26 protein-coding genes and 1 other RNA gene are annotated in these 23,155 nt (G+C 38.0%); 15 read left to right on the top strand and 12 right to left on the bottom strand.

All coding sequences use genetic code 11. The features are described from left to right. The first annotated feature begins 11 nt into the window (after positions 1-11). The 3 genes from F4694_RS07200 to F4694_RS07190 all read left to right on the top strand — a co-directional run bounded on the left by F4694_RS07200 (position 12) and on the right by F4694_RS07190 (position 2,046). The gene (locus F4694_RS07200; RefSeq protein WP_179596334.1) at positions 12-986 is read left to right on the top strand and encodes a DUF2515 family protein; all 975 of its coding nucleotides are present in this window, start codon (positions 12-14) and stop codon (positions 984-986) included. A gap of 336 nt (positions 987-1,322) precedes the next feature. Next, a complete protein-coding gene (locus tag F4694_RS07195) occupies positions 1,323-1,619 on the top strand; it encodes a hypothetical protein (protein WP_179596332.1) in 297 nt (98 codons plus the stop codon). A gap of 70 nt (positions 1,620-1,689) precedes the next feature. After that, positions 1,690-2,046: a DUF1798 family protein gene (locus F4694_RS07190; protein ID WP_179596331.1), complete on the top strand. Its 357-nt coding sequence runs from the start codon at positions 1,690-1,692 to the stop codon at positions 2,044-2,046. Between the two features lie 54 nt (positions 2,047-2,100). On the opposite strand, the gene yppF is transcribed toward F4694_RS07190, so the two are convergent. Both yppF and F4694_RS32085 read right to left on the bottom strand, forming a co-directional pair. Then, positions 2,101-2,310 carry a YppF family protein gene (gene yppF, locus F4694_RS07185; RefSeq protein ID WP_179596329.1) on the bottom strand — a complete coding sequence of 70 codons (210 nt, stop codon included), beginning with the start codon at positions 2,308-2,310 and terminating at the stop codon, positions 2,101-2,103. Positions 2,311-2,440: 130 nt separating this feature from the next. Beyond that, entirely contained in the window at positions 2,441-2,755 is a 315-nt protein-coding gene (locus F4694_RS32085; protein WP_257029168.1) for a hypothetical protein, read from the bottom strand. Between F4694_RS32085 and F4694_RS32080 the strand changes: the two genes are divergently transcribed. Then, the gene (locus F4694_RS32080) at positions 2,743-3,057 is read left to right on the top strand and encodes a YppG family protein (protein ID WP_257029167.1); all 315 of its coding nucleotides are present in this window, start codon (positions 2,743-2,745) and stop codon (positions 3,055-3,057) included. The genes F4694_RS32085 and F4694_RS32080 overlap by 13 nt on opposite strands. An 85-nt stretch (positions 3,058-3,142) precedes the next feature. Here the strand turns inward: F4694_RS32080 and F4694_RS07175 are convergent, their stop codons facing one another. Continuing rightward, a complete protein-coding gene (locus tag F4694_RS07175) occupies positions 3,143-3,622 on the bottom strand; it encodes an Hsp20/alpha crystallin family protein (protein ID WP_179596327.1) in 480 nt (159 codons plus the stop codon). Between the two features lie 191 nt (positions 3,623-3,813). On the opposite strand from F4694_RS07175, the gene hcp reads away from it, so the two are divergent. After that, positions 3,814-5,112, top strand: coding sequence for a hydroxylamine reductase (hcp, locus tag F4694_RS07170; protein WP_179596325.1), 1,299 nt, complete (start codon positions 3,814-3,816; stop codon positions 5,110-5,112). A gap of 39 nt (positions 5,113-5,151) precedes the next feature. On the opposite strand, the gene F4694_RS07165 is transcribed toward hcp, so the two are convergent. Then, the gene (locus F4694_RS07165) at positions 5,152-5,850 is read right to left on the bottom strand and encodes a Crp/Fnr family transcriptional regulator (RefSeq protein WP_179596323.1); all 699 of its coding nucleotides are present in this window, start codon (positions 5,848-5,850) and stop codon (positions 5,152-5,154) included. 119 nt (positions 5,851-5,969) lie between these two features. Here F4694_RS07165 and F4694_RS07160 point away from each other — a divergent pair, with 119 nt between their 5' ends. From F4694_RS07160 to F4694_RS07125, 8 genes are all read left to right on the top strand, one after another. Continuing rightward, positions 5,970-8,246 carry a DEAD/DEAH box helicase gene (locus tag F4694_RS07160; RefSeq protein WP_179596321.1) on the top strand — a complete coding sequence of 759 codons (2,277 nt, stop codon included), beginning with the start codon at positions 5,970-5,972 and terminating at the stop codon, positions 8,244-8,246. Between the two features lie 17 nt (positions 8,247-8,263). Further along, positions 8,264-9,517: a ribonuclease H-like domain-containing protein gene (locus F4694_RS07155; protein WP_179596319.1), complete on the top strand. Its 1,254-nt coding sequence runs from the start codon at positions 8,264-8,266 to the stop codon at positions 9,515-9,517. Between the two features lie 435 nt (positions 9,518-9,952). Beyond that, a complete protein-coding gene (locus F4694_RS07150; RefSeq protein WP_218895559.1) occupies positions 9,953-10,429 on the top strand; it encodes a CotD family spore coat protein in 477 nt (158 codons plus the stop codon). Between the two features lie 106 nt (positions 10,430-10,535). After that, complete coding sequence (locus tag F4694_RS07145) at positions 10,536-11,093, top strand: SLOG family protein (RefSeq protein ID WP_179597079.1); 558 nt, start codon at positions 10,536-10,538, stop codon at positions 11,091-11,093. Between the two features lie 122 nt (positions 11,094-11,215). Then, positions 11,216-11,518, top strand: a complete 303-nt coding sequence (gene gpsB, locus F4694_RS07140; RefSeq protein WP_179596317.1) for a cell division regulator GpsB — start codon at positions 11,216-11,218, stop codon at positions 11,516-11,518. A gap of 80 nt (positions 11,519-11,598) precedes the next feature. Beyond that, positions 11,599-11,999: RNase P RNA component class B (rnpB, locus tag F4694_RS07135), an RNA gene on the top strand. A 154-nt stretch (positions 12,000-12,153) separates the two neighbouring features. Then, complete coding sequence (locus F4694_RS07130) at positions 12,154-13,296, top strand: THUMP domain-containing class I SAM-dependent RNA methyltransferase (RefSeq protein ID WP_179596315.1); 1,143 nt, start codon at positions 12,154-12,156, stop codon at positions 13,294-13,296. A gap of 66 nt (positions 13,297-13,362) precedes the next feature. Continuing rightward, positions 13,363-15,288 (top strand): ATP-dependent DNA helicase, encoded by a 1,926-nt coding sequence (locus F4694_RS07125; protein ID WP_179596313.1) that lies wholly within the window; start codon positions 13,363-13,365, stop codon positions 15,286-15,288. A 34-nt stretch (positions 15,289-15,322) separates the two neighbouring features. Here F4694_RS07125 and F4694_RS07120 read toward each other — a convergent pair whose 3' ends face one another. The 6 genes from F4694_RS07120 to F4694_RS07095 all read right to left on the bottom strand — a co-directional run bounded on the left by F4694_RS07120 (position 15,323) and on the right by F4694_RS07095 (position 18,362). Then, the gene (locus F4694_RS07120) at positions 15,323-15,622 is read right to left on the bottom strand and encodes a metal-sulfur cluster assembly factor (protein ID WP_179596311.1); all 300 of its coding nucleotides are present in this window, start codon (positions 15,620-15,622) and stop codon (positions 15,323-15,325) included. Between the two features lie 13 nt (positions 15,623-15,635). After that, entirely contained in the window at positions 15,636-16,880 is a 1,245-nt protein-coding gene (locus F4694_RS07115; protein ID WP_179596309.1) for a hypothetical protein, read from the bottom strand. A gap of 14 nt (positions 16,881-16,894) precedes the next feature. Continuing rightward, positions 16,895-17,101, bottom strand: coding sequence for a DUF2249 domain-containing protein (locus tag F4694_RS07110; protein WP_179596307.1), 207 nt, complete (start codon positions 17,099-17,101; stop codon positions 16,895-16,897). A 25-nt stretch (positions 17,102-17,126) separates the two neighbouring features. Beyond that, positions 17,127-17,360 carry a DUF2249 domain-containing protein gene (locus F4694_RS07105; protein WP_179596305.1) on the bottom strand — a complete coding sequence of 78 codons (234 nt, stop codon included), beginning with the start codon at positions 17,358-17,360 and terminating at the stop codon, positions 17,127-17,129. A 25-nt stretch (positions 17,361-17,385) separates the two neighbouring features. Beyond that, a complete protein-coding gene (locus tag F4694_RS07100; RefSeq protein ID WP_179596303.1) occupies positions 17,386-18,078 on the bottom strand; it encodes a Crp/Fnr family transcriptional regulator in 693 nt (230 codons plus the stop codon). Between the two features lie 137 nt (positions 18,079-18,215). Further along, positions 18,216-18,362 carry a hypothetical protein gene (locus F4694_RS07095; RefSeq protein ID WP_179596301.1) on the bottom strand — a complete coding sequence of 49 codons (147 nt, stop codon included), beginning with the start codon at positions 18,360-18,362 and terminating at the stop codon, positions 18,216-18,218. A 141-nt stretch (positions 18,363-18,503) separates the two neighbouring features. On the opposite strand from F4694_RS07095, the gene F4694_RS07090 reads away from it, so the two are divergent. Together F4694_RS07090 and F4694_RS07085 are read left to right on the top strand one after the other, a co-directional pair. Next, a complete protein-coding gene (locus tag F4694_RS07090; RefSeq protein ID WP_179596299.1) occupies positions 18,504-20,015 on the top strand; it encodes a carboxypeptidase M32 in 1,512 nt (503 codons plus the stop codon). Between the two features lie 60 nt (positions 20,016-20,075). Continuing rightward, positions 20,076-20,987, top strand: a complete 912-nt coding sequence (locus F4694_RS07085; protein WP_179596297.1) for a DMT family transporter — start codon at positions 20,076-20,078, stop codon at positions 20,985-20,987. Between the two features lie 19 nt (positions 20,988-21,006). Here the strand turns inward: F4694_RS07085 and F4694_RS07080 are convergent, their stop codons facing one another. Together F4694_RS07080 and F4694_RS07075 are read right to left on the bottom strand one after the other, a co-directional pair. After that, a complete protein-coding gene (locus F4694_RS07080; protein WP_179596295.1) occupies positions 21,007-22,671 on the bottom strand; it encodes a b(o/a)3-type cytochrome-c oxidase subunit 1 in 1,665 nt (554 codons plus the stop codon). Next, positions 22,671-23,147: a cytochrome c oxidase subunit II gene (locus tag F4694_RS07075; protein ID WP_179596293.1), complete on the bottom strand. Its 477-nt coding sequence runs from the start codon at positions 23,145-23,147 to the stop codon at positions 22,671-22,673. The genes F4694_RS07080 and F4694_RS07075 overlap by 1 nt, the downstream gene beginning before the upstream one ends. Positions 23,148-23,155 lie beyond the last annotated feature (8 nt).

Genomic DNA, 23,155 nt, shown 5'->3' with positions numbered 1-23,155 from the left:
AGAAGGTGAATATGAATCATCTTACAATACATGAGATTGAGACCATCAGTCAAATTAAAGCTGATACGATTAAAAAGAATCTTGATAATATAACAAGGACTGATGCGTATTTCGCTTATTACAAAAAAAATCCTGATATTATTTGGTCATTTCTAGCCAGCATGGTATCAAGAAATGGTGGATATAATATGTGTGATTTGGAGGGACATGTCTTTCAAGAAATGTTAGACCCTAAAACTAGAAAAGAATTATTTCTTACCTTTGAACGCGCCAATTGGTTGATTTTTCACGACATCTACCCTCAATTACTGGTCTATCATTATTCGACGAAAATAAAGCGTCCAATGTTTCATTTGCTTCCATACTTTAAATGTTCTGAATTCATCCAAAAAGAGTGGGAGAGGTATTGGAGAGAAGGAGACCGGGAAAGACTTACAACCGCATTGATAATTAATGAGCAAAATGTTATTCATAATCCTGTTATCCAGCATCCAGTATATAAAAAGAGAGTTTTCCAGTCATGGATTTTTAATATTCAAGATTGGCTTCATTTCAGCTGTGTCCTATTTCCGACATGTGGCGGAGAATTATATGGGGCAAGTGTAAATGGCTTTAAATCACTCTCTAAACGAATTAATCTCGGAAAGAGGCTTGCAAGAATTTTAACCCAACCACGTCTATTCCCGTTATTTTTCGAATTTGCTGATAAAACGCCGCATACTGGGTCTCGCTATGATTACGAACAATATTTTAAGACCAAAACAAAACGAAGGACACCCATATTAAGAGCAACCTTTCCGATCATTGAGCACAATCATTATGACTATGAGGATTGGAGCAAGCATAAGTTAATTTCCCCTTCATGGCTGCATTTTCCAGCAAGACATCGCCATCCCATTCACTTAACGGACTGGTACTTTGAAAAATCAAATCAGCTTGATTTAATGCTAGCGTTACATAGAGCGGCACATGTAAAGAAAATATAAAAGCAAGGCGAATGCCTTGCTTTGTTTACTTCCAATTTTATTCTGCCGGACGATTTGGTCCTTCTAGTTTTTTATCGCCGTAGCCAACTTTATTTTCAACTTGTGTTGCTCCGGATTTTTTGTTTTGTTTCTTTTTTGACATTATCAACACCTCCAATTTTAGCTTGTTCGATTTTTCCTTTTTTCATGCGAAAAGAGGCAGTGTCGAAACGGAAGGTAATAATTGCTAAATTGGCACTTTCTTTGCCGAATCTCTTCTAGTTTTGTCAGTGGGGGAGGAAGCCCTAAAAAGAAAGCGAATAATACCTAGTATATAATCGCGAGGAGGTTCTTAATTTGATGAATTCGTCATTGCCGGAAAAGGAAAAGCTGCTTTCTATGCTGACAGAGATACATGATCAATTAGAAGAATTGGAGATAGTTCTGGAAGCATCTTTCTCAGACCTTCGCATTCAAATGAATAATGAAGAGCTAAATAAATTATCCGCACCTGTTCAAAGGCTCTCTAAGCTTGAAGAAGAAATAGATAAAATAAATTCAACAACAAATGAGACAAATGCTGAACAAAACAATTCAGTTACAAAAGCACTAAAACTTGAAATGGGCTTTTGGTTACCGATAGAATATGAATAAGATAAAATTGAGTAGCTTTATTAAAAGCTGCTTTTTATTTTGTAGAGTATTGGAGAAAGGAATAAGGGAAATGTCAGAAGAAATACTGGATTTAACCAAAAAGCTGCTAAACTATAACCGTTTATTTATGCATTATTTCGAGGAAGCTCGGGAGACAGGGACCAGCCATGATTTTCATGAAGTGATTAAGCCTTTTGCCAACGAGGTTAAGGAAGTAGCCCAAGAATGGGGTGTATTAATGAAAAGCTGGTTAGTAATTAATCCGCATAAACATCTCCATCTTAAACAAATCGATACGACTTTAGATCATATTGATCAATTATCCATACAGGCATTTTTCCCGAAAACAAGTCGGTCAAGATTTTTAAACGCAAATCGGACAGTTGAATTTTTTTTGTTAGAAATCGTAAAAGAATTAGAAAAATAAAAGAGATGCTTTGGCTGCATCTCTAATAGGCTTGTCTTACTGTTCTTTTCTTTATTATGATTTTTCGATGAGGGAGTCTTCCTTATAATCGTCAGGAATTACAGCGCCCAGAGCTTCAAGCTCACGTACAAGAAGGCGATATTCTTTGATGTTTATCTCGTTGTGAATATAAGCCTTTTTAGCAAAATCCATTAATGTGTTTACATCATCGGTGATGTAATCCCGACTTTGATTAAATTTGCTTTTAAGTGAGCGAATGTCCATATGTAACTCCTCCTTCATCTTTTTTTTATAGTAACACGAAAAAAAAGGATTCCTAGTTTTTAAAATATTTAAACTTTAGACAAATTTCTCTACATTTTGACATTGAAATCTATTTGGAAATATGCACCCCTCACTTCATTGTTACATAGTGTGTAGTAATGAAAAAAGCGGAGGAGATGTTTGCCCATGCACGGTAGAAATAGATCAAACAATTATATAAATCATGAATACTCGGGGCAAATGAATTACAGGAACATGGGATATTATCCAGCTGATTTTCAATTCGTTCCTCGTAATCAGCCATATCATTACCAAGTACAAAGCATGGAATGGTACCCATATCAACAACAGAACCCTTACTTTCAGCAGAACTATCAATCACCATATCAACCTTATGATTCGACCTCTCAGCCTGGTGGAAATCTTGCGCAAATGTCCAATCCAACGGGGAATTATCCTCCTAAAAATGCACAATTTTTATTTCAAAACCCTCTACAGCCTAAGGAGGAAATGCTGTCAAATCAGTATATGCCGCAAATGAATGGATACAATGTGATGAACCCGTATCCAAAACCGAATGCAATGATCAAGCAGCCTGGGGGAATTCAATCTATTATGAACTCTTTTAAATCACAGGACGGGACAGTCGACGTTAATAAGATGGTCAATACAGCGGGGCAGGTAGTAAGTGCGGTAACCCAGGTATCGTCCCTTGTCAAAGGGCTTGGAGGAATATTTAAAGCATAAAAACAGAAGAAAGACGGCAAAAAGCCGTCTTTCTTTTTGGGTGTTTGTCGAAAAATTTATGGATTGATTTTTTTATTTTACCTCTTTAGTCCTCTATAGTAATCGTTTTACCTCTAACTTGTGGAATTCGAATGGTTAGTAAACCGTCACGATATGAAGCCTTAACCAATTTTTCATTAATAGTCATAGGTATGGGAATAGTCCTTGAAAGTCTTTGTTGTGAAACTCTTTTTTGGAAAAAATGGTTGTTTAAATCTTCCTTTGTTTCCATTTCTTTATTTTCAAGGGAAATACTTACATGATTAGGTAAGACATTAAGACGTATTTGCTCCTTTTTAACCCCCGGAAGCTCAGCTGTAATAATGTATTCATCCTCTGTTTCCCGAACCTCTACAGGAAAAGCTCCACTTGGAAACGGATTATTAAAAAATTCATCGATAGATTGTAAAACTCCCTTTACGGGCTTTTCGTGAATAAAGTCATTCATCGTTCTAAAAAAATCACGAAATTGCTCAGGTTTAACCTTCTTTTGGTTGTTTTGATCACTTGGAGGCATGGAAGACATATAACTTTCCCTCACTTTCCGTATTTTCTCACCATATCATATGCATTAGGCTATTGTTTGTGCAGGGTAATAAGTTTGCGATAAATTATGAACCTTTTATTACAACTGTATTTTAGTGATAAATGTCACATGAAAAATTTTCTATTATTTATATCATGAGAATGTAATTTACCAGAAAGTGAGGGAACAGAATGTTCTGTAATCAATGTGAACAAACTCCTGTTGGAGGCTGTACAGTCGTGGGTGTTTGTGGGAAAGATGAAACGATTTCAAGCTTGCAGGATACCATTATCTACGGATTAAAAGGAATCGCAGCCTACCGGACACATGCAAATCAACTAGGGTATACGGATTCATTTGTTGATACAACGACACAAGAAGCACTTTATATGACATTAACGAATTCTAATTTCAATGTTCAAGAACATATCGAAATGGCAATGAAGGTGGGGCAGGCCACTGTACGCGTGATGGAAATGCTCGATGAAGCACATATAAAGCGTCTGGGTATACCCGAGCCAATTCGTGTTAGCCAAAACAAAATTGAAGGAAAATCTATTGTAGTTTCAGGTCATAACTTATTTGCACTCGAGGAATTACTTAAGCAGACAGAAGGAAAAGGCATTAATATTTATACACATTCTGAAATGCTGCCAGCACATGGGTACCCAGCATTAAAGAAATATCCTCATTTAAAAGGTAATATCGGAAAGGCATGGTATGACCAACGACGCCTTTTCGAAAAATTCCCTGGTGCAATTCTTGCCACGACCAACTGTGTAATGCCAATTAAAGGTACATATGCAGATAGAATGTTTAGTTATGAAGTAGCAGGTCTTGAGAATGTACAAAAAATCATCAATGAAGATTTTTCACCATTAATCGAGAGAGCGTTAGAGCTTCCGGAAGCGGATATCCATTCGGACGAAACCTTGCTTACAGGATTCCATCATGAAACGGTACTTGGCTTAGCACCAGAAGTTATAGAGGCAGTAAAGGCTGGTAAAATTAAACGGTTCTTTGTCATTGCTGGCTGTGATGCGCCTGGTAAAGGGGGAGAATATTATCGGGAATTAGCCACGTCTCTTCCTCAGGAAACGGTTATTTTGACCACATCATGTGGTAAGTTCCGTTTTAACGATGTTGATTATGGTGTTGTTCCAGGAACAAATATTCCTCGTTATATCGATTTAGGGCAGTGTAATAACTCCGGATCTACAGTAAAGATTGCGATGGCATTGGCTGACGCATTTGGCTGCGAAATCAATGAGCTTCCTGTTAGTATTGTATTATCTTGGTTCGAACAAAAAGCTGTAGCGATTCTTTTAGGGCTCTTTAGCTTAGGAATACAGGATATTCGTATTGGACCAAAACCGCCTGAATTTATCTCAGAAGGTGTATTGCAGGTTCTAAAAGAAACTTTTAACCTAAAATTAATTGGTACCGCTCAAGAAGACATGGAAGATATGCTTCAGTTATCAGAAGCTTAATCCATATAGAAAAACCGCAGCTGTAGACGCTGCGGTTATTTAAATTAAGTTAATTTCTGAAAGCAGGACATCTATATCTAGAAGCATATTTCCATTATCATCTACTTCGATTAGTTCGTCCTTTTTCATTTTTGTCAGTGTCCTGCTGATGGTTTCGCGGGTAGTCCCGATCATACTGGCCAAATCACGGTTCGTAAACTCAGACTTAAGTAGAATTGTTCCATCCTCTAATTCCTTTCCATGCTTTTGCCCAAGACGGATGAGGAGTTTGATTATTTGCTCATATGTATTGTTAAGAATTTGTTCTTCCAGCCGGTTTTGCAAATCTACGATTTTTTCTCCCAGCACCTTAAATACTTTAATACTTAATTCAGGATATTCTATGAGAATACCTTCAAATTTTGAAATAGGGACTGCAATCAGTGTTGAGGGTTCAAGAACTTCTGCGTACGCAGGGTAACTGCCTTTTCTAAAGAATCCAACGTGTGGAAACATTTCACCCTTTTTCATCATGGCGACAATTTGTTCTTTTCCGTTAATATCACTTTTGTATACCTTGATTTTTCCATCATAAATGAAATAAACATTTTCTAAAGGGTCACCTTGGAGAAAAACATGACTTTGCTTTTTCCATTCCCTTGCAATGGAAATGTTGGCAATCTTGGTTAATTCGTAGTCATCTAATTCCCTAAAAAGCATGAACTCAGAAAGCACCTTCTTAATATCCTCAATTCTCATGCTATACCTCCACAGACGAAATAAAATACCTTATACTATTGTAACAGACAAATAAATAATAATTAACAAGCTTTTTCTACGAACATTTATTCGCTATAATGGAGTAACGAGGTGATCCTATGAAATTGAAAAAAAACCTGCAAGAAATTCTTGCCGATTTAAAAATAAATGACAGTTTTAAAGAAAATATTGTTACCTGGAAAACACTTGAAGCCAAAGAAGCCCAAACCGTGTCTCTTCCAGACAACCTTCATACGGCATTAAAAGAATCACTGAATAGTAGAGGAATTGAAAAGCTGTATACACACCAAAAAACTGCATATGAAAATATTATGGCTGGAAATAGTGTAGTAGCCGTAACTCCTACTGCTTCAGGTAAAACATTATGTTATAACCTGCCAGTACTACAAAGTATTTTATCTAATCCAAACGCTAGGGCTCTTTATATGTTTCCTACCAAAGCACTGGCACAGGACCAGAAGAGTGAAATAAATGAAATCATCCAGTCGGCGGAAATTGATATTAATAGTTATACCTATGACGGCGATACGCCAGCAAACATTCGTCAAAAAGTACGTAAAGCTGGTCATGTAGTCATTACCAACCCAGATATGCTTCATTCAGCCATCCTGCCTCATCATACAAAATGGGTTTCACTTTTCGAGAACCTCAAATTTGTGGTGATTGATGAGCTTCATACGTATCGAGGTGTCTTTGGAAGCCACGTGGCCAATGTCATTCGCAGGCTAAAACGGATTTGTCGTTACTACGGCAGCAACCCCGTATTTATTTGTACATCTGCTACGATTGCCAACCCGCTTGAACTTGCTGAAAATCTCACCGAAGAAAAAATGGTCTTGATTGATAATAATGGTGCTCCAAGTGGAAACAAACACTTTCTTTTTTATAATCCGCCTATTGTAAATAAGCCCTTAAATATAAGAAGAAGTGCAACACTTGAGGTTCGGAAGATCGCAGGGGAATTGTTAAAGAATAAAATTCAAACGATTGTCTTTGCCAGAAGCAGAGTTCGAGTAGAGATCATTTTAACCTATCTGCAAGAATTGGTAAAAAATCAATTAGGTGCTAAATCGATTATGGGATATCGCGGTGGCTATTTACCAACCGAACGGAGAAAAATTGAAAAAGGCCTGCGTTCCGGAGATATTTATGGAGTAGTCAGTACCAATGCACTCGAGTTGGGAGTGGATATTGGCCAGCTTCAGGTATGTATTATGACTGGTTATCCTGGAACCATTTCCAGTGCATGGCAGCAGGCAGGGAGAGCAGGAAGAAGACATGGGGAAGCCCTCGTTATTATGGTTGCAAGTTCTAGCCCGCTCGATCAATATATTATCCAAAACCCAGAATACTTTTTTAATAAAAGTCCAGAGACAGCAAGGATTAATCCTGATAACCTGATTATCTTAATTGATCATATGAAATGTGCGGCTTTTGAGCTGCCTTTTAAAGCTGGCGAGCAGTTTGGAAACATTGGAACAGAGGATTTGCTAGAATATTTGACAGAGGAACGGATTTTGTACCAGAACGGTGATAAATGGTACTGGATGAACGATTCGTTTCCAGCACATAATATTAGTTTGCGCTCCGCTTCCCAGGAAAATGTTATCATTGTGGATCAATCAGATGTTGCTAATGTAAGGGTAATCGGAGAAATGGACCGTTTCTCGGCTATGACCCTGCTGCATGATGAAGCCATCTATCTGCATCAAGGAACCCAATTTCAGGTAGAAAAACTCGATTGGGAAGAAAAAAAGGCATTTGTTCGGGAAGTGGATGTGGATTACTTCACTGATGCTAATCTAGCCGTACAACTAAAGGTGTTAGAAGAGGACAAACTTAAAAAGATGGAGTATGCAGAAGTTGGCTATGGAGATGTGAGTGTCCGTGCAATGGCTACCATCTTTAAGAAAATCAAATTTGAGACCCATGAAAATATCGGTTCTGGCCCAATCCATCTCCCTGAAGAGGAGCTCCACACGAGTGCTGCGTGGATTTCGCTAAATAAGTCTTTCGCTGAAATGGGACAGGAGCGATTAGAGCAAGGGCTTGTTGGAACCGCACATGCCTTGAATCATATTGCACCTTTATTTGTCATGGCAGATCCACAAGATATCCATGTGATTCCACAAGTTAAAGCTGACCATAACGAAAAGCCGACTATTTTCTTCTATGACCGTTATCCTGGCGGCATTGGCTTAGCTGAGAAAATTCATTCTGGAATGTCAGTGGTATTTTCGGAAACAAAAAAAATGATTGATAACTGTAAATGTCAAACCGGATGTCCATCGTGCATTGGAACAGACGCAGCAGGTGAGACCGCAAAAAGGGATACATTAAAAATAATCGAAGCTTTTATAAATCCTTCCAATTAAATCGAGGAAGTGCTGAAATGTCATTGAAAAATAAATTAAATCGTTTAAAACCGCATATTTCAGGAGGAGCAACAGAAAAAAATACAACTCCTCCCTCTGAATCTGCGAGGATCGAGATACCATTCCTTCCTAAATGGGAAAGTGAAAATGTGTCCCCTTATTTTTTAGATCAGGATTACTGTCTCATTCGTGAAGTAAAATATCCGTTGTCGCAAAAGCATGGTCACTACCATTTTCATGATTTCCTTACAGCTGTTGATATTTGGAATAAGCAGCCGATTAGCCATCCCTTATCAGCCGAAGGGCATTCTGCCGAAGAATTATTCTTTTTTGATACAGAAACAACAGGTCTTGGCGGTGGAGTTGGGAATACGATTTTTTTACTTGGTTATGCGAGTGTAATTGGTCAAAACCTAGTTTTAAGGCAGCATATTCTCCCGCATCCAGGTGCAGAAGTCCCGTTATATCAAAGCTTTCTCGAGAACGTTAACTATAAAACATTAGTCACATATAATGGGAAATCCTTTGATTGGCCGCAAGTAAAAACCAGGCATACCCTTGTAAGAGATCATGTACCGAAGCTTCCAGCTTTTGGTCACTTTGATTTATTTCATGCTGCAAGAAGACTTTGGAAACATAAATTGGATCGTTTAAAGTTGGCGGTTGTCGAAAAAGATGTCTTAGGGATAGAACGGCAAGATGATATCCCAGGTTTTTTGGCTCCGATGATTTATTTTGATTTCATTGAGAGTAAGCAGCCTGATGGAATGCTTGGAATCATAAAGCACAATGAAATCGATATTTTATCGCTTGTTACGTTATATACCCATCTAACCTTTCAACTCTGTGGAATAGACAACAACCAAACAAGGAAAGAATCATTTGAAGTCGGACGTTGGTATGCTTCACTCGGTGAAAAAGATGAAGCTAGAAAGGTACTGACGAAGCTTGTAGACGGCAGCGATTTTACATCCTTACAAGCTAAGCTCGCATTGGCTTATCAATCTAAAAAAGAGCAAAACTGGGAAAATAGTTTACCGTTATTTATTGAAGTGGCGGACGCCGAAAATTCCACGTTGAGTATCGAAGCATGTATTGAAGCTGCTAAAATATATGAGCATAAAATAAAAGATTATAAGCTTGCCTTGGATTATTGCCTAAAGGCTTTGGAAATAGTGGAGAATATCAATATTCCAATACAAAAAGTAAAGCAACAGCTTGAAATAAGATTGACTCGATTAGAGGAGAAATTCGCTAAATTCCCCAGGTAAAACCAACATTCGTCAACTCTCGATTATTTGTAACAAAAATTTCACAATTAACTCTGAATTATTCGATTTCCCATATTGTTTCTTATAGTTGAAACATGTAAAATATTAAACTGTGAGTAAAAAACGACTATAAAACAATAATGGGGTAGATACTATGTATAAAGCAATCTTGTATTTATTTTTTGTTGTTGTTTGTTTGACTGCAGTTCTTTTTTCAAGCTTAAAAGATAACTTATATTCGATGCTATAAAAGTAAAAGCGACATTCGTTCAGATTTAGACATTTATCCCTGTGCGCTTGAACTAGACAGTTGTCTAAGTGAAGTTAATCTTAAATAGATATATGAAAAATAGGTATTTTCATTAGTACAAGAAATTCCCTTCTATCATAGGCTGTTAATGTAAACAGAATATAATTTTGAAGGGAGAGCTTATATTGTATCTTGGAACTAATTTTGCGCCGCCAGTCATTCATCCGACTCAACAATTCGTAAACCACACCTTTTCAACAACCGTGGTTCCGCATATTCATCCAAAACATATAACAACTATTAATCATCACATGTTCCAGCACAAACACTATTGTCCAACTACAGCTTCTTGCGCTGAGGAGTGTTGTAACCAGCACATTAACTGTTGTCCAGGTCCTATGCCGGCACCTGCACCAACGGCTGTTGCTGGAGCTCAGAGCAATGCTTTACCACCAGGGAACAACATGCCGCCTAATATGGGACCAGGCATGATGGGACCGGGCATGGGTCCAGGAATGGGACCAGGCATGATGGGACCAGGCATGATGGGACCAGGCATGGGTCCAGGAATGGGACCAGGCATGATGGGACCGGGTATGGGTCAAGGAATGGGACCGGGCATGGCACCAGGTCAATTCCCTCGTCCGCGTCGTTTCAGGTGATAACATTACTAACAAGGGTAAATCTGCCCTTGTTTTTTTTATTTATTTTGATATCTTAATAAAAAAGATGGCGCTTATTTGCTGCCAAATAAGGAGAATAACCTTGATTAAAGTGTTAGCCATATCAGGCTACAAACCGTTTGAATTAGGAATTTTTAAAAATGACCATCCTGCTGTTTTGTTTATTAAAGCAGCACTAAAGAAAGAGTTAATTCCAATGATGGAGGCTGGATTAGAGTGGGTCTTGATCAGCGGACAACTGGGTGTGGAGCTGTGGGCTGCCGAAGTTGTTATTGAACTAAAATCAGAATTTCCTGATGTGAAACTAGCTGTTATCACCCCATTTCTAGACCAGGAAGCCTCTTGGAGTGAAAACAACAGTGAATGGTATAAATCAATTCTTGCCCAAGCAGATTTCATCGACTCAGTAACAAAAAAGGGATATGAAAAGCCTTGGCAGTTTCGTTTGAAAAATCAATTCTTTATTGAAAAAAGCGATGCACTGCTCCTCCTATATGACCAAGAGAAAGAAGGAAGCCCAAAATACATATATGAAATGGCAGTACAATATCAAAACAAGCATACATATCCTATCCAGCTAGTCACATTTTATGATTTACAAGTAATCGTAGAAGAAGAAGAATTAAAACGTTTGGATTTTTAATGATATGCACCTAATTACTATCGATTAACAGGATAAGAAAGAAAAATTGACAAAACGGCTTATTTTTGAAAAAATAATAGGTAATGATTAATGATTGGCGAATGACTTGAGGTGGGAATTGAATGGTGTCCGATAAAGTGAAATTAACCGCTAAGGATATTTTAGAAAAAGAATTTAAGACCGGAGTCCGAGGGTATAAACAAGAAGATGTTGATAAGTATCTAGACTTGATTATCAAGGATTATGAAATGTTCCAACAGGAAATTGAAGATCTGCAGCAAGAAAATCTCCGCTTGCGTAAACAGTTGGAAGAAACATCTAGAAGACAGCCTGTAACACAGCCTGCAGGTACGACGAATTTTGATATCTTAAAGCGTTTATCGAATCTGGAAAAACATGTTTTTGGGAATAAACTATACGATTAACAGATAGTACCTTGATTTCCTAATTAAAACCATTGATTAATAAATAACAAATGCATATAATAAGAAAGTACTTATTAATAACGTTCGGGTAATCGCTGCAAGGAGCAATTGCGAATTGTAGAGGAAAGTCCATGCTCGCACGAGCTGAGATGCTCGTAGTGTTCGTGCCTAGCCAATTCATAAGCTAGGGCAGCCTGAGCTTTGGCTTGGCTGACGGCCGGGAAAATACCTAAGTCCATACGGATATGGTATGAATACCTATAAAAGTGCCACAGTGACGGAGCCTTTTCAGAAATGAAAAGGGTGGAACGCGGTAAACCCCACGAGCGAGAAACCCAAATAATGGTAGGGGCACTTTCTCTGAGGAACTGAACGAGGAGAAGGACAGATTCTATTGAATCTGTAGATAGATGATTACCACCTAAGTACGAGGCGTTTAACGCCGTTTGTAGTACTATGGAACAGAACATGGCTTACAGAACGTTATTAATGTCAATAATGTTAATGGTATCGACTCTCCTTATGAGGAGAGTCTTTTTACTTTTTGCATGGGCTTACTGATTTTGGTCTATAATGGTATGATAGGCAAGCATACATTCATACATAAAAATGTAAAACAAATAAGGGTGGACGAAATGGGAAAATATCAATTAATTGCAACCGCCGCGATGGGTTTGGAAGCATTAGTAGCAAAAGAAGTACGTGCTCTCGGTTACGAATGTGAAGTAGAGAACGGTAAGGTAATCTATACAGGTGACGAACAAGCCATTGCTCGCAGTAATATGTGGCTGCGAACCGCAGACCGAGTAAAAATAAGAGTAGGTGAATTTAAAGCCTATACCTTTGATGAATTATTTGAGAAAACAAAGGCATTGCCATGGGAACAGTATCTCCCAGAAGATGCGGAGTTTCCTGTAACCGGGAAATCAGTTAAGTCAAAGTTATTTAGCGTTTCAGATTGTCAAGCGATTGTGAAAAAGGCTGTTGTGGACAGAATGAAAAGCCATTATAAGCGGAGTTCTTGGTTCGAGGAGACTGGTGCTTATTTTCGAATTGAAGTGGCATTGTTAAAAGATGTTGCTACCATAACGATTGATACAAGTGGTCAAGGACTCCATAAACGGGGATACCGTGTCGATCAAGGGGAAGCGCCATTAAAGGAAACGCTCGCGGCTGCTTTGGTATCACTGACAAATTGGAATCCTAATAAACCGTTTATCGACCCTTTCTGTGGTTCTGGTACGATTCCAATTGAAGCTGCTTTGATTGGTCAAAACATTGCTCCAGGTTTTAACCGAGAATTTGTGTCGGAATATTGGAATTGGATTCCAGGAAAAGTATGGGACGATGCTAGAACAGAAGCCGAGGATTTAGCAAATTATGACCAGCCATTGGATATTATGGGGACTGATATTGATCATCGCATGATCAAAATCGCTCAGGAAAACTCCTTTGAGGCAGGACTTGGTGATCTCATCCAATATAAACAAATGCAAGTAAGAGACATTACAACCACCAAGGAATATGGTGTTATTGTTGGCAATCCTCCATATGGCGAAAGACTTGGTGAGAAACAGGCTGTTGAGCAGATGTATAAGGAGATGGGACAGGCGTTTAGTAAGCTTGATACTTGGTCCATTTATATCATGACTTCTAATGAACAATTTGAGCAATTTTATGGGAGGCCAGCTACAAAAAAGAGAAAACTGTTTAATGGCTTTATCCGAACAGATCTCTATCAATATTGGGGAAAAAGACCTCCCCGTACAGTGGAATAGTACTGATTAGAACAATTGGAGCCTGCTTGAGGAGGCTCCATTTAATTCGTTTATAGGAGTGGTTATATGCAAGACCGTATTCCATTTGTCGTATCTAAAACCGAATCCTTTTATGACAAGTTAAGTGAATGGATTGGCGACTTATTTTATGATATTTTACCAGAAGCAGGTTTTGAATTACGTGATGAACAAATCTTTATGGCCTTCCAGCTGGAAAAAGCATTTAAAGAAAAAAAGGTCATGTTTGCAGAAGCGGGAGTTGGTACCGGAAAGACCATCGTTTATTTACTTTACGCGATTATGTACGCCAGATATACAAATAGACCAGCCATCATTGCCTGTGCGGATGAAACATTAATCGAGCAGCTTGTAAAAAAAGAAGGTGACATTGCCAAGCTTGAAAAAGTACTTGGACTGAATATTGATGTTAGATTGGCAAAATCAAGGGATCAATATCTTTGCTTAAAAAAGCTTGATTATGTTAGGCATGAGGACTTTAACGATGATATTGCCGGAATCTATGAGGAATTACCAGATTTCGTTCATAGTGATGGCTCTATGCAAAAGTTTGAAAGATATGGTGACCGCAGGGATTATCCATCGTTGTCCGATGATTCATGGGGGAAAATTAACTGGGATAAGGTTCAGGACTGTTTTTCTTGTGAAAAAAGACATCGTTGCGGGCTCACTCTAAATCGTGATTTTTACCGTCACGCAAAGGACTTGATTATTTGTTCACATGATTTTTATATGGAGCATATTTGGACAAAAGAATCACGTAAACGAGAAGGACAGCTGCCGTTATTACCTGAACACTCTTCCGTTGTTTTTGATGAAGGACATTTACTTGAATATGCAGCACAGAAGGCGTTAAGCTATCGTTTCACGGATTCTACGCTAGAGACCTTACTAACAAGGTTGATGGAAAATGAAGTGCGTGAAAAAACGTTATACACCATTGAAGAAGCTCTTTTAGACAATGATAAGTTTTTTAGTGCTATTTCACAGCACGCTGTCCCGTCAGAAGGCTCAGAAAAACAAATGATTACTATGCATCCTTCATTAATTCAATATGGTACAACACTGCTTAATAGGCTCCAAGCAATTGAAGAGGAGCTAGTCTTTGAGAGCGAATTGTATGTAATTAATGAATATGATTTAAAAATTGTAGAAGAATATTTGGAGCAGATTACGTACTCGTTATCACTCTTCCTTAAAGAAATGAATGGAATTACCTGGTTCGAAGAAAAAGGGTATGAACGGACACTTGTCATTATGCCAAAAATGGTTGAAGAAGTCATGAAAGATGAAGTGTTCTCACAAAAGAAACCGTTCATCTTTTCTTCTGCGACATTATCGAACGAAAAGAAGTTTGATTACATTGCAAATAGCTTGGGAATTATAGAGTATTTATCCTTTTCTGTTGATTCACCTTTTGATTATGAAGAAAAAATGGAAGTATTCCTTCCTCGATTCAATCCAACCTCGATGAATGATAAACTAGATTATGTCATCAGTAAAATTGTTCAATCAGAAGGTCGGGCACTGATTCTTCTCAACAATCAAAATGAATTAAAAAGCCTAAAAGAAAAGCTTTCAGGGAATATTCCATACCCTGTTTACTTTGAAGGGGATGAAGAAATAAGCACGCTTGTTTCAAAGTTTCAAAATGAAGAGCACGCTATTCTTTGCACCATTCATCTTTGGGAAGGCCTAGATATTCCTGGTAGATCATTAGAAAATGTGTTAATTTTCTCACTTCCATTCCCTCCTAATGATCCCGTGTTTACTGCGAAGCGAAATGGTGTTAGTGACCCATTTGCGGAAGTGGATTTGCCATATATGCTTCTGCGATTAAGACAGGGGATTGGTCGTCTAATTAGAAGTGAGAGCGATCGAGGCAGTGTTCATATCATGCTGCATGAAAATATCGAACCAGCATTATTGCAGAAAATTAAAGATGTTCTGCCGACAGAAGCAATAGAAGTATAAGCAAAAAGGTCAGCACCGCATGCTGACCTTTTTCCTATCTGCCTAATAAACGAAGTCCCTCAGCAGTCATTTTCTCCGGTGACCATGCCGGTTCCCAAACAAGGGTCACTTCAACCTTTTTTGTTTCCTCGATGCCTTCGATACTATAGCGTACTCCTCTTGTAATACTGTCATGTAGGGGGCAGCCTGGTGTGGTTAATGTCATCGTAACCTCTACGTCATTATTATCCGTTACATCTATATTATAAATTAACCCTAAGTCGACAACGTTAATATTCAATTCAGGGTCATATACACTTTTTAATGCTTCAACAACTTTATCTTTTAGATTCATGATAAACACCTCTTTATTTTTGTAGGACTTTTAGAATACTGATTGATATTAGAATAAATACAAGGGATAAAACAAATTGACCAATATTAAAGATTAGTATGGACTCAAAAATGATTGAAAAGAATACCACAACTACTGCAAAAACAAATAAAGAAAACAAGGGAATGACAATCTTCTCATTCATCATATCTTTTAAGGATGGAACGGATTTTTTGCCGATTTCCTTACTGTATTTATATGTCCACCACAGGAAGGGAACAATTTTATATAGATATCCCATAATGCTTAGGACAATCCATAGTAATAAATATAAGTAAACGAACGGCCCGATTAGAAGTGAATTTTGTTCACTCCATAAAGCCATGAAGGCTGCTAAATGGACGATGTTCCCTAATCCAATTGCCATTAATGCAAATGTGAAGGAATTATCTAGTTTTTTCTTCAGCCTCTTTTTAATAATGATAGAGATATGCCAGCTGAAAACTGAAAAACCTGCTAGCAGTAAGAAAAATCCTGCTTTTAATAGATAATGATTCCCGTTAAAAAATGAAAGTATTGTAATTACTAGACCGGAAATATAAATTCCATATACATATCGTGCTTGCACCATTGGAAAACCGTGTGATAATGAAAACATCGGAACCATTTTATAAGAAAAACCGAATATTAGTAGAGTAAACCAACCAGTTACACCCATTAAAAGATGGCTTTTAAAAATAGCCTGATAGTAGTCAGCAGCAAAGCCTATTTGTAGTGAATATATCAACGTTATCCCCAAAAATATAGTTAAGAATAAACAAACCAGTGCACTTCCAACAAACGCAGTTAGAATATTTGGCTTTGCCTGCTTTCTAAGGGTCATAAACATTTGAAATAAAAACATTAAAATACCTAAGAGCATTAAAATTCCTGGAATCAATGCGTTTTGTGGTGAGACATATAACATCCATGAGAAAGTTGAGATACCAATAGCTGTAACAAAAAACTGGATAAAACCAAATTTTTCATTCCAAATTGGCGTTAGGAAAGCAACTGGTACTAACTGATACATGGCACCCATTGCTACCATTAGAGCCCAGCCCAAGACCAGCAGGTGAGCGGCTGACCAAATTGCTGGTATGCGAAAACTGCCATTCACCACCATTTGTCCATTCACTAGGAGTAGGAGTTGAGATAGTACAAGTGCTACTAAACTGAAAAGAATAAATGAGAATGGAAGCTTAATATTAGTTTCACTTCCCATAGTCTGATGAAGCATAATCATTCACCTTCTTATCGGAAGATTTCAATTTTAAAACTTCCGTCGTTTTGTTGTTCTGTACGCTGCTTATATCCTAGTTCCTCAAGCTGTTCATAAAGGAACATAGGTCTTCTATCGTTAATAATGGTTAGTACTTCACCTTCACCTAAATTTTCTAAGGCTGCAAGAGTCCTCATCATGGGCTGTGGTGGTTCTAAACCTCTGTTATCTAATATCATTTTGTATCACCTTTTCATACTTTTTTTAGGCATTCTTTGTAAAGGTAACCTTCCAGTGCTTTGCCTCAATTTCCTCTGATTCATGTGCAAAGCCCTTTGCTTTTAATACAGCAAACAAGGGTACAGGCTTAAAAGGGGCATGGAGAATAAAAATATCATTATCTTTTACTTCCTTGATCGCTTCCATAATTTTTTGGAAAGGTTCAATCTTATTCTTTAAATCATCTCTTACATCTAGCTCGATAATCTTCTGTTCCATTTTTAACAGCTCCCTGAATGTTTTTTTAATAGAATAATTCCTGTTCCAGTCCATCGCGGTCAATTAGATAGAAGCCGGCTTCGCACTGGTTAATGTAGTTTTTCTTTTTTAAATGGTTGATTGCTCTGCTGACTGTTTCCCTCGAAGTGCCAATCATGTTCGCAAGCTCACGATTTGTAAATTGGGTTGTTAGCTGATAATTGCTGCCAACTTGTTCACCGTTGGACTGACAAAGTCTTATAAGTAGTAATACAATTTGTTCGAAGGTATTATGGAGAACCTGCGCCTCTAGCCTTCCTTGGAGATCAACAATTTTCTCTCCCAACACTTTAAATAGCTTGATGCAGAGTACTGGATTAGCGATTAGCGTTTCTTCAAATTTGGCTATTGGTATGACAATAAGATTGGCCTCTTCTAACACCTCCGCATGTGCTGGAAAGTTTCCTTCTCGGAAAAACCCTGCATGTGGAAACATCTCACCGGGTTCGAGTATCGAAACAATTTGTTCCTTCCCGGAAAAATCTGTTTTATAGATTTTGATTTTTCCAGAATGGATAAAGAATACCCGATCAAGTGGATCGTCCTGCATAAATACATACATCTTCTGCTTATAACAGCGAGTCAATGCAATTTTTATAAATGGCGCAAGCTCCACATCCGATAATTCTTTGAATAGCGGCACATCTGACAATCTTTTATTTATGTCCTCTTGCCTCATTAACATCACCTTCGTATTAGTAATCCTTAATTACCTTTATTTTAGCAGTGATTTAAGAGCAATTATGTGACCTCCATCATAGATAGCATATTTATTGAAAATAATTCTCAACAAAAAAATAAAAAAAATCCACAAGGCTAAGCTTGCGGATTTTCTTTCTGATTACATTCGTAGCATTCAAAGCAATAGATCTTTCGGTCGTCGGATTGTATGCCGTTAAAGAAGCCTTCTAAACAATAAATCTCTTTTGCACATGAGTTGCAGTAGCCTATCAATTCTTTCATCCTATTTTTCTCCTTCCGGTAATGCAGTCTTTCTCTAGATTTCATTTTATAACAGAATTTATCTTTTGATGTTTTTTTTATCCATAGATTTTCAGAAAAATATGATAAAATACAGATGGTTAATAAAAAGGGGGATTTATTATGAGAATGACTCCGGAGCAAGTAGAGAAGAAGTTTTTAGAATATGTTAAGAAAATGAGTGCCTATAATGAAGCACTTGGGTTGATCTATTGGGACCTAAGGACTGGTGCTCCAAAGCAGGGAATGGATCAGCGGTCTGAAGTAATAGGCATGCTTTCCTCTGAAGTTTTTAAAATGTCTACCTCTGAAGATATGGCCGCATACATAGCAACGCTTTCGAATAATAATCTATCTGAAAAGACAATGAAAATTCTTCAGGAATGTAAGAAAGAATACGAACGCAACAAAAAAATCCCTGCGGACGAATACAAGGAATATGTTATTCTTCAATCAAAGGCAGAATCTGTCTGGGAAAAAGCAAAGGACCAGTCTGACTTTGAGTTGTTTAGACCTTATTTAGAGAAACTTGTGGCAACCACAAAACGCTTTATAAATTATTGGGGTCATAAAGGAAATCCATATGATGTTTTATTGGATTTATATGAACCGGGGATGACAGTTGAAGTCCTTGACCGGGTTTTTGCAGATTTAAGGGAGAAAATTGTACCGCTGGTCAAGCAAATCGCTGATTCTCCAAATAAACCTAAAACAGAGTTTCTGTTTAAAACCTTTAAAAAGGATAAACAGAAGGCGTTAAGCTTGGAAATTCTTGCGAAAATGGGTTATAACTTCGATGCTGGCAGACTTGATGAAACAGTGCATCCCTTTGCTACCGGCTTAAATCCAGGCGATGTCAGGGTTACAACCAATTATGATGAGCAGGATTTCCGTACAGCTGTATTCGGTACCATTCACGAAGGCGGCCACGCGTTATACGAACAAAATATTTCAAAAGACTTGATTGGCACTCCATTATGCACGGGTACATCAATGGGTATCCATGAATCACAGTCCCTTTTCTATGAAAATATTGTCGGGCGCAGTTTTTCTTTTTGGAAAAATAACTATGAACTATTGAAGACCTATGCAACTGGTCAGTTCGATGATGTTTCCATTGAAGATTTTTACCGGGCTGTAAATGAATCGAAGCCTTCGCTGATTAGAATCGAAGCAGATGAATTAACATATCCTCTTCATATCATTATTCGTTATGAGATTGAAAAAGGTCTATTTAATGGTGAGATAGAGGTGAGGGACCTTCCGAAGGTTTGGAATAAATTATATCAAGAATATCTAGGCATTACACCAGAGAATGACGCTAAGGGTGTACTTCAGGATGTCCACTGGGCAGGTGGGAGCTTTGGGTATTTCCCGTCCTATGCGCTGGGGTACATGTATGCTGCACAGTTTAAGAACAAAATGCTAGAAGATCTGCCCAATTTTGCCCAACTGTTAGAGGAAGGTAATTTACTGCCAATCAAGGACTGGCTGACGAAGAATATTCACCAATATGGTAAGCAGAAAAAACCACTAGAAATCCTTCATGATGTAACAGGGCAAGGTTTAAATGCTCAGTATCTAATCGATTATTTGTATGAGAAATATGGAAAAGTCTATCAATTAAATAAATAGAAGGCGAAGGAAGGGGAAGAAAATTTCCCTTCTTCTTTATTTCATAAAGGTGTGTGTGTGATGGGGAAAATTGGTCCAATTATGATGATAGCAGTCAGTGCAACTTTGTGGGGAATCATAGCCATTTTTGTAAGGAAGCTGGCACTTTTAGGTTTTACTTCAATGGAGATTGTCACCCTGAGGGTTGTCACAGCCGTTTTATTGCTCGGGATCATTGGCATAACAAAATATCCTGGACAAATGAAGATTCGTTTTGTGGATAGTAAGTATTTTATTGGAACTGGAATCTTTAGCATTGTCCTATTTAATTGGTGTTATTTTACTGCAATCAATCAAATGAGTCTATCATTTGCTGTTATTTTACTGTATACTGCACCAACATTCGTTGTTGTTCTTTCGTATCTATTTCTAAAAGAAAATATGGATAGCAGGAAGATTATTTCAGTGATTGGGACTTTGATAGGCTGTGCTCTAATTGTTGGGGTTAGTTTCAATGATAGTCCAACCATTAACCTTGTTGGGATTCTAACAGGCCTTGGTGCAGGCTTTGGATATGCGTTATATACTATATTCGGTAAATTCGCGTTAGTAAAGTATCGCCCTTTCACGGTTACTTTTTATACCTTTTTAGTGGCTGCGGTCACGTTACTACTATTTACCGATCTTATTGAAAAAAGAAGTATGTTAGTTAGTGGCGAAGTCATCATTTACGGAGTAAGTTTGGGTTTATTTCCAACCGTGATAGCTTACTTATTATACACTAAGGGACTAGAAAAAATGGAGAGTAGTAAGGCATCGATAATCGCGACAGTGGAGCCTGTTGCGGCTACATTGCTAAGTGTCTTCTTGTATAAAGAAAACTTTGGGATGTTGCAATTTGTTGGTACGGTTATTATTCTGTTATCTGTTATTCTGATAAATTTGCCAAAACAACCTATAGAATTAATAAAAACCGGACTTCAGCATAAGTGAAGCCCGGTTTCTTGATCCATTACCAGGAATTCCAAGTTTTAAATCCTGGTGAGCCAGGAGGTGCATTTTGAATCATATCGATAAACGGTATTGTGTAAGCAAATAGGATGAGGGCAGCGGTAATACCAAGCCATAATTTCCAGTTTTCAAATATCATTGGAGCTTTTTCTTCTAAATTTTCTGCTTCACCAACAGGGAATTCTTCTTCTCCTTTAGGTGCAAAGAAAGCAAGGTTAACAAAGATAATAATCATTAAAATGATTCCAAGGAATAAAATGGATCCGCCAACTGCTTGTGCAATTTGGTAAGGAATCCATTCAGCTGCTTGCGCTGCATCTCCGTAAGTTGAGAAGGCTGAACGTCTAGGACCGCCTAAAAGTCCTTGGAAGTGCATTGCACCTGACATAAACACCATTCCGATAAACCAAACCCAGCCTTGAATAATTCCTAATTTGTTCATTGCTTTCGTTAATTTTCGACCTGTTAAGTGTGGTACCAACCAATAGGAGATACCAAAGAACGTTAACACAACCGAGGTTGCAGCAGTTAAGTGGAAATGGCCTGTTACCCAAATTGTGTTATGAACGACTTGGTTCATTTGGTTGGAAGCATTGATTATACCTCCAGCTCCAGCAGGAATAAAACTTGCCATCCCGATAAATGGAACGGTAAAACGAGCGTCATTCCAAGGTAAAACCTTAAACCAGCCAAATAGTCCTGTGGCACCTTTAGAACGGCCAAATCTCTCAAAGGTTGCGAATAAAGAAAATGCCGTCATCAATGATGGAATAATAACCATAAACGTTAGAACAACCTGTAAAAATTTCCACGCTGGATCTATACCAGGCTCCATTAGTTGATGGTGGAAACCGACAGGTATGGAGAAAAGTAAAAACAGAATAAAGGATAGACGTGCTAATGAATCTGAGAATATTTTTCCGCCAATAATCTTTGGAACAATTGCATACCAGCACATATAGGCTGGTAGCAACCAGAAATACACAAGCGGATGCCCGAAATACCAGAACAATGTACGGCTTATTAACACATCGACTGTATCAACTAAGCCGAGTGACCATGGAAGTAACTGGAATAAAACAGTTGATGCAACACCTAAAGTTGCTACGATCCAAAGGACTGTATTAATGACAGCCATAAAACTTAACAGCGGGCTTGGTTTTCCTGGGTTTTCCTTCCTCCATTTTGCATAGGTCATAATTTGGGCCGCTCCGTCAAGCCAGCTTCCAACTACAACAAAAGTCATCCCTAAGTAGAAAATCCAATGTGCTTTTAATGGTGCATAGAATGTATAAAGAACAGAAGCCTCTTTCAGTAAAACCATGGTTGCAGCCATGATAGTTCCAACAGTCATAACCCAAAAGCCAATCCAGCCAATCCGGCGTGCTGCTGGTGAGTGAGTACCAGCTGTCCGGCTGACAGCTGCATATTGGAATCCCATAATAAAGAACGTTGTTAAAACAAGACCCATTAAAACACCATGTACGGTTAAAATTTGATAATAATCAATACCCCATGGAAGCTCAAATTTACCAGAGCGCACAAGGGTTTGCAGTAATCCCATTAGACCACCTAATGCTAATGCGATAAAGGCAACATAAAAGTGTGCCATCGCAAGCTTTCCATCACGTGGATCAACTTTTAATTTTGCTGTTTGGCTGCTCATTATTTAACCACCTTTATCTTTGAACTCATTAAGTGGTGACCAGTACCGCAGTACTCGTTACAAACCACTAGGTATTCGCCTTCTTTATCGAACGTCGTGACAATTTCGTTGACATAACCCGGTTCTAGCATCATATTGATATTCGTGCCAGCTACTTGGAAACCATGGACAACGTCTTTTGTTGTGGCAATTACTTTTACTTTTGCTCCAAGTGGAACTTCTACTTCACCAGGATTGTAGAAGAATGCCGAAGCAACGTACACTAATTCATAGTCCCATTCTTTTCCTTCAACCTTATTTAATCCAGGCTTATCGAATGGAGCCTCTGTATCAACTTTTTTTGGATCAATAGTAGTTAAACAGCTAGGCGGCTTGTTTCCTAAATAAAAAGCGCTTACACCTACAACTGATAAGAAAACCACTAGTGCGCCTATTCCGAATATAAGCCAAATTTTTTCAAACTTATGCATATGCATGGTTTTTT

The organism is Neobacillus driksii (assembly GCF_013409995.1).
Taxonomy (GTDB): Bacteria; Bacillota; Bacilli; order Bacillales; family Cytobacillaceae; genus Neobacillus; species Neobacillus driksii.
The sequence above is the reverse complement of the archived record's forward strand: the minus strand, read 5'-3'. Positions and strand labels throughout refer to the sequence as shown.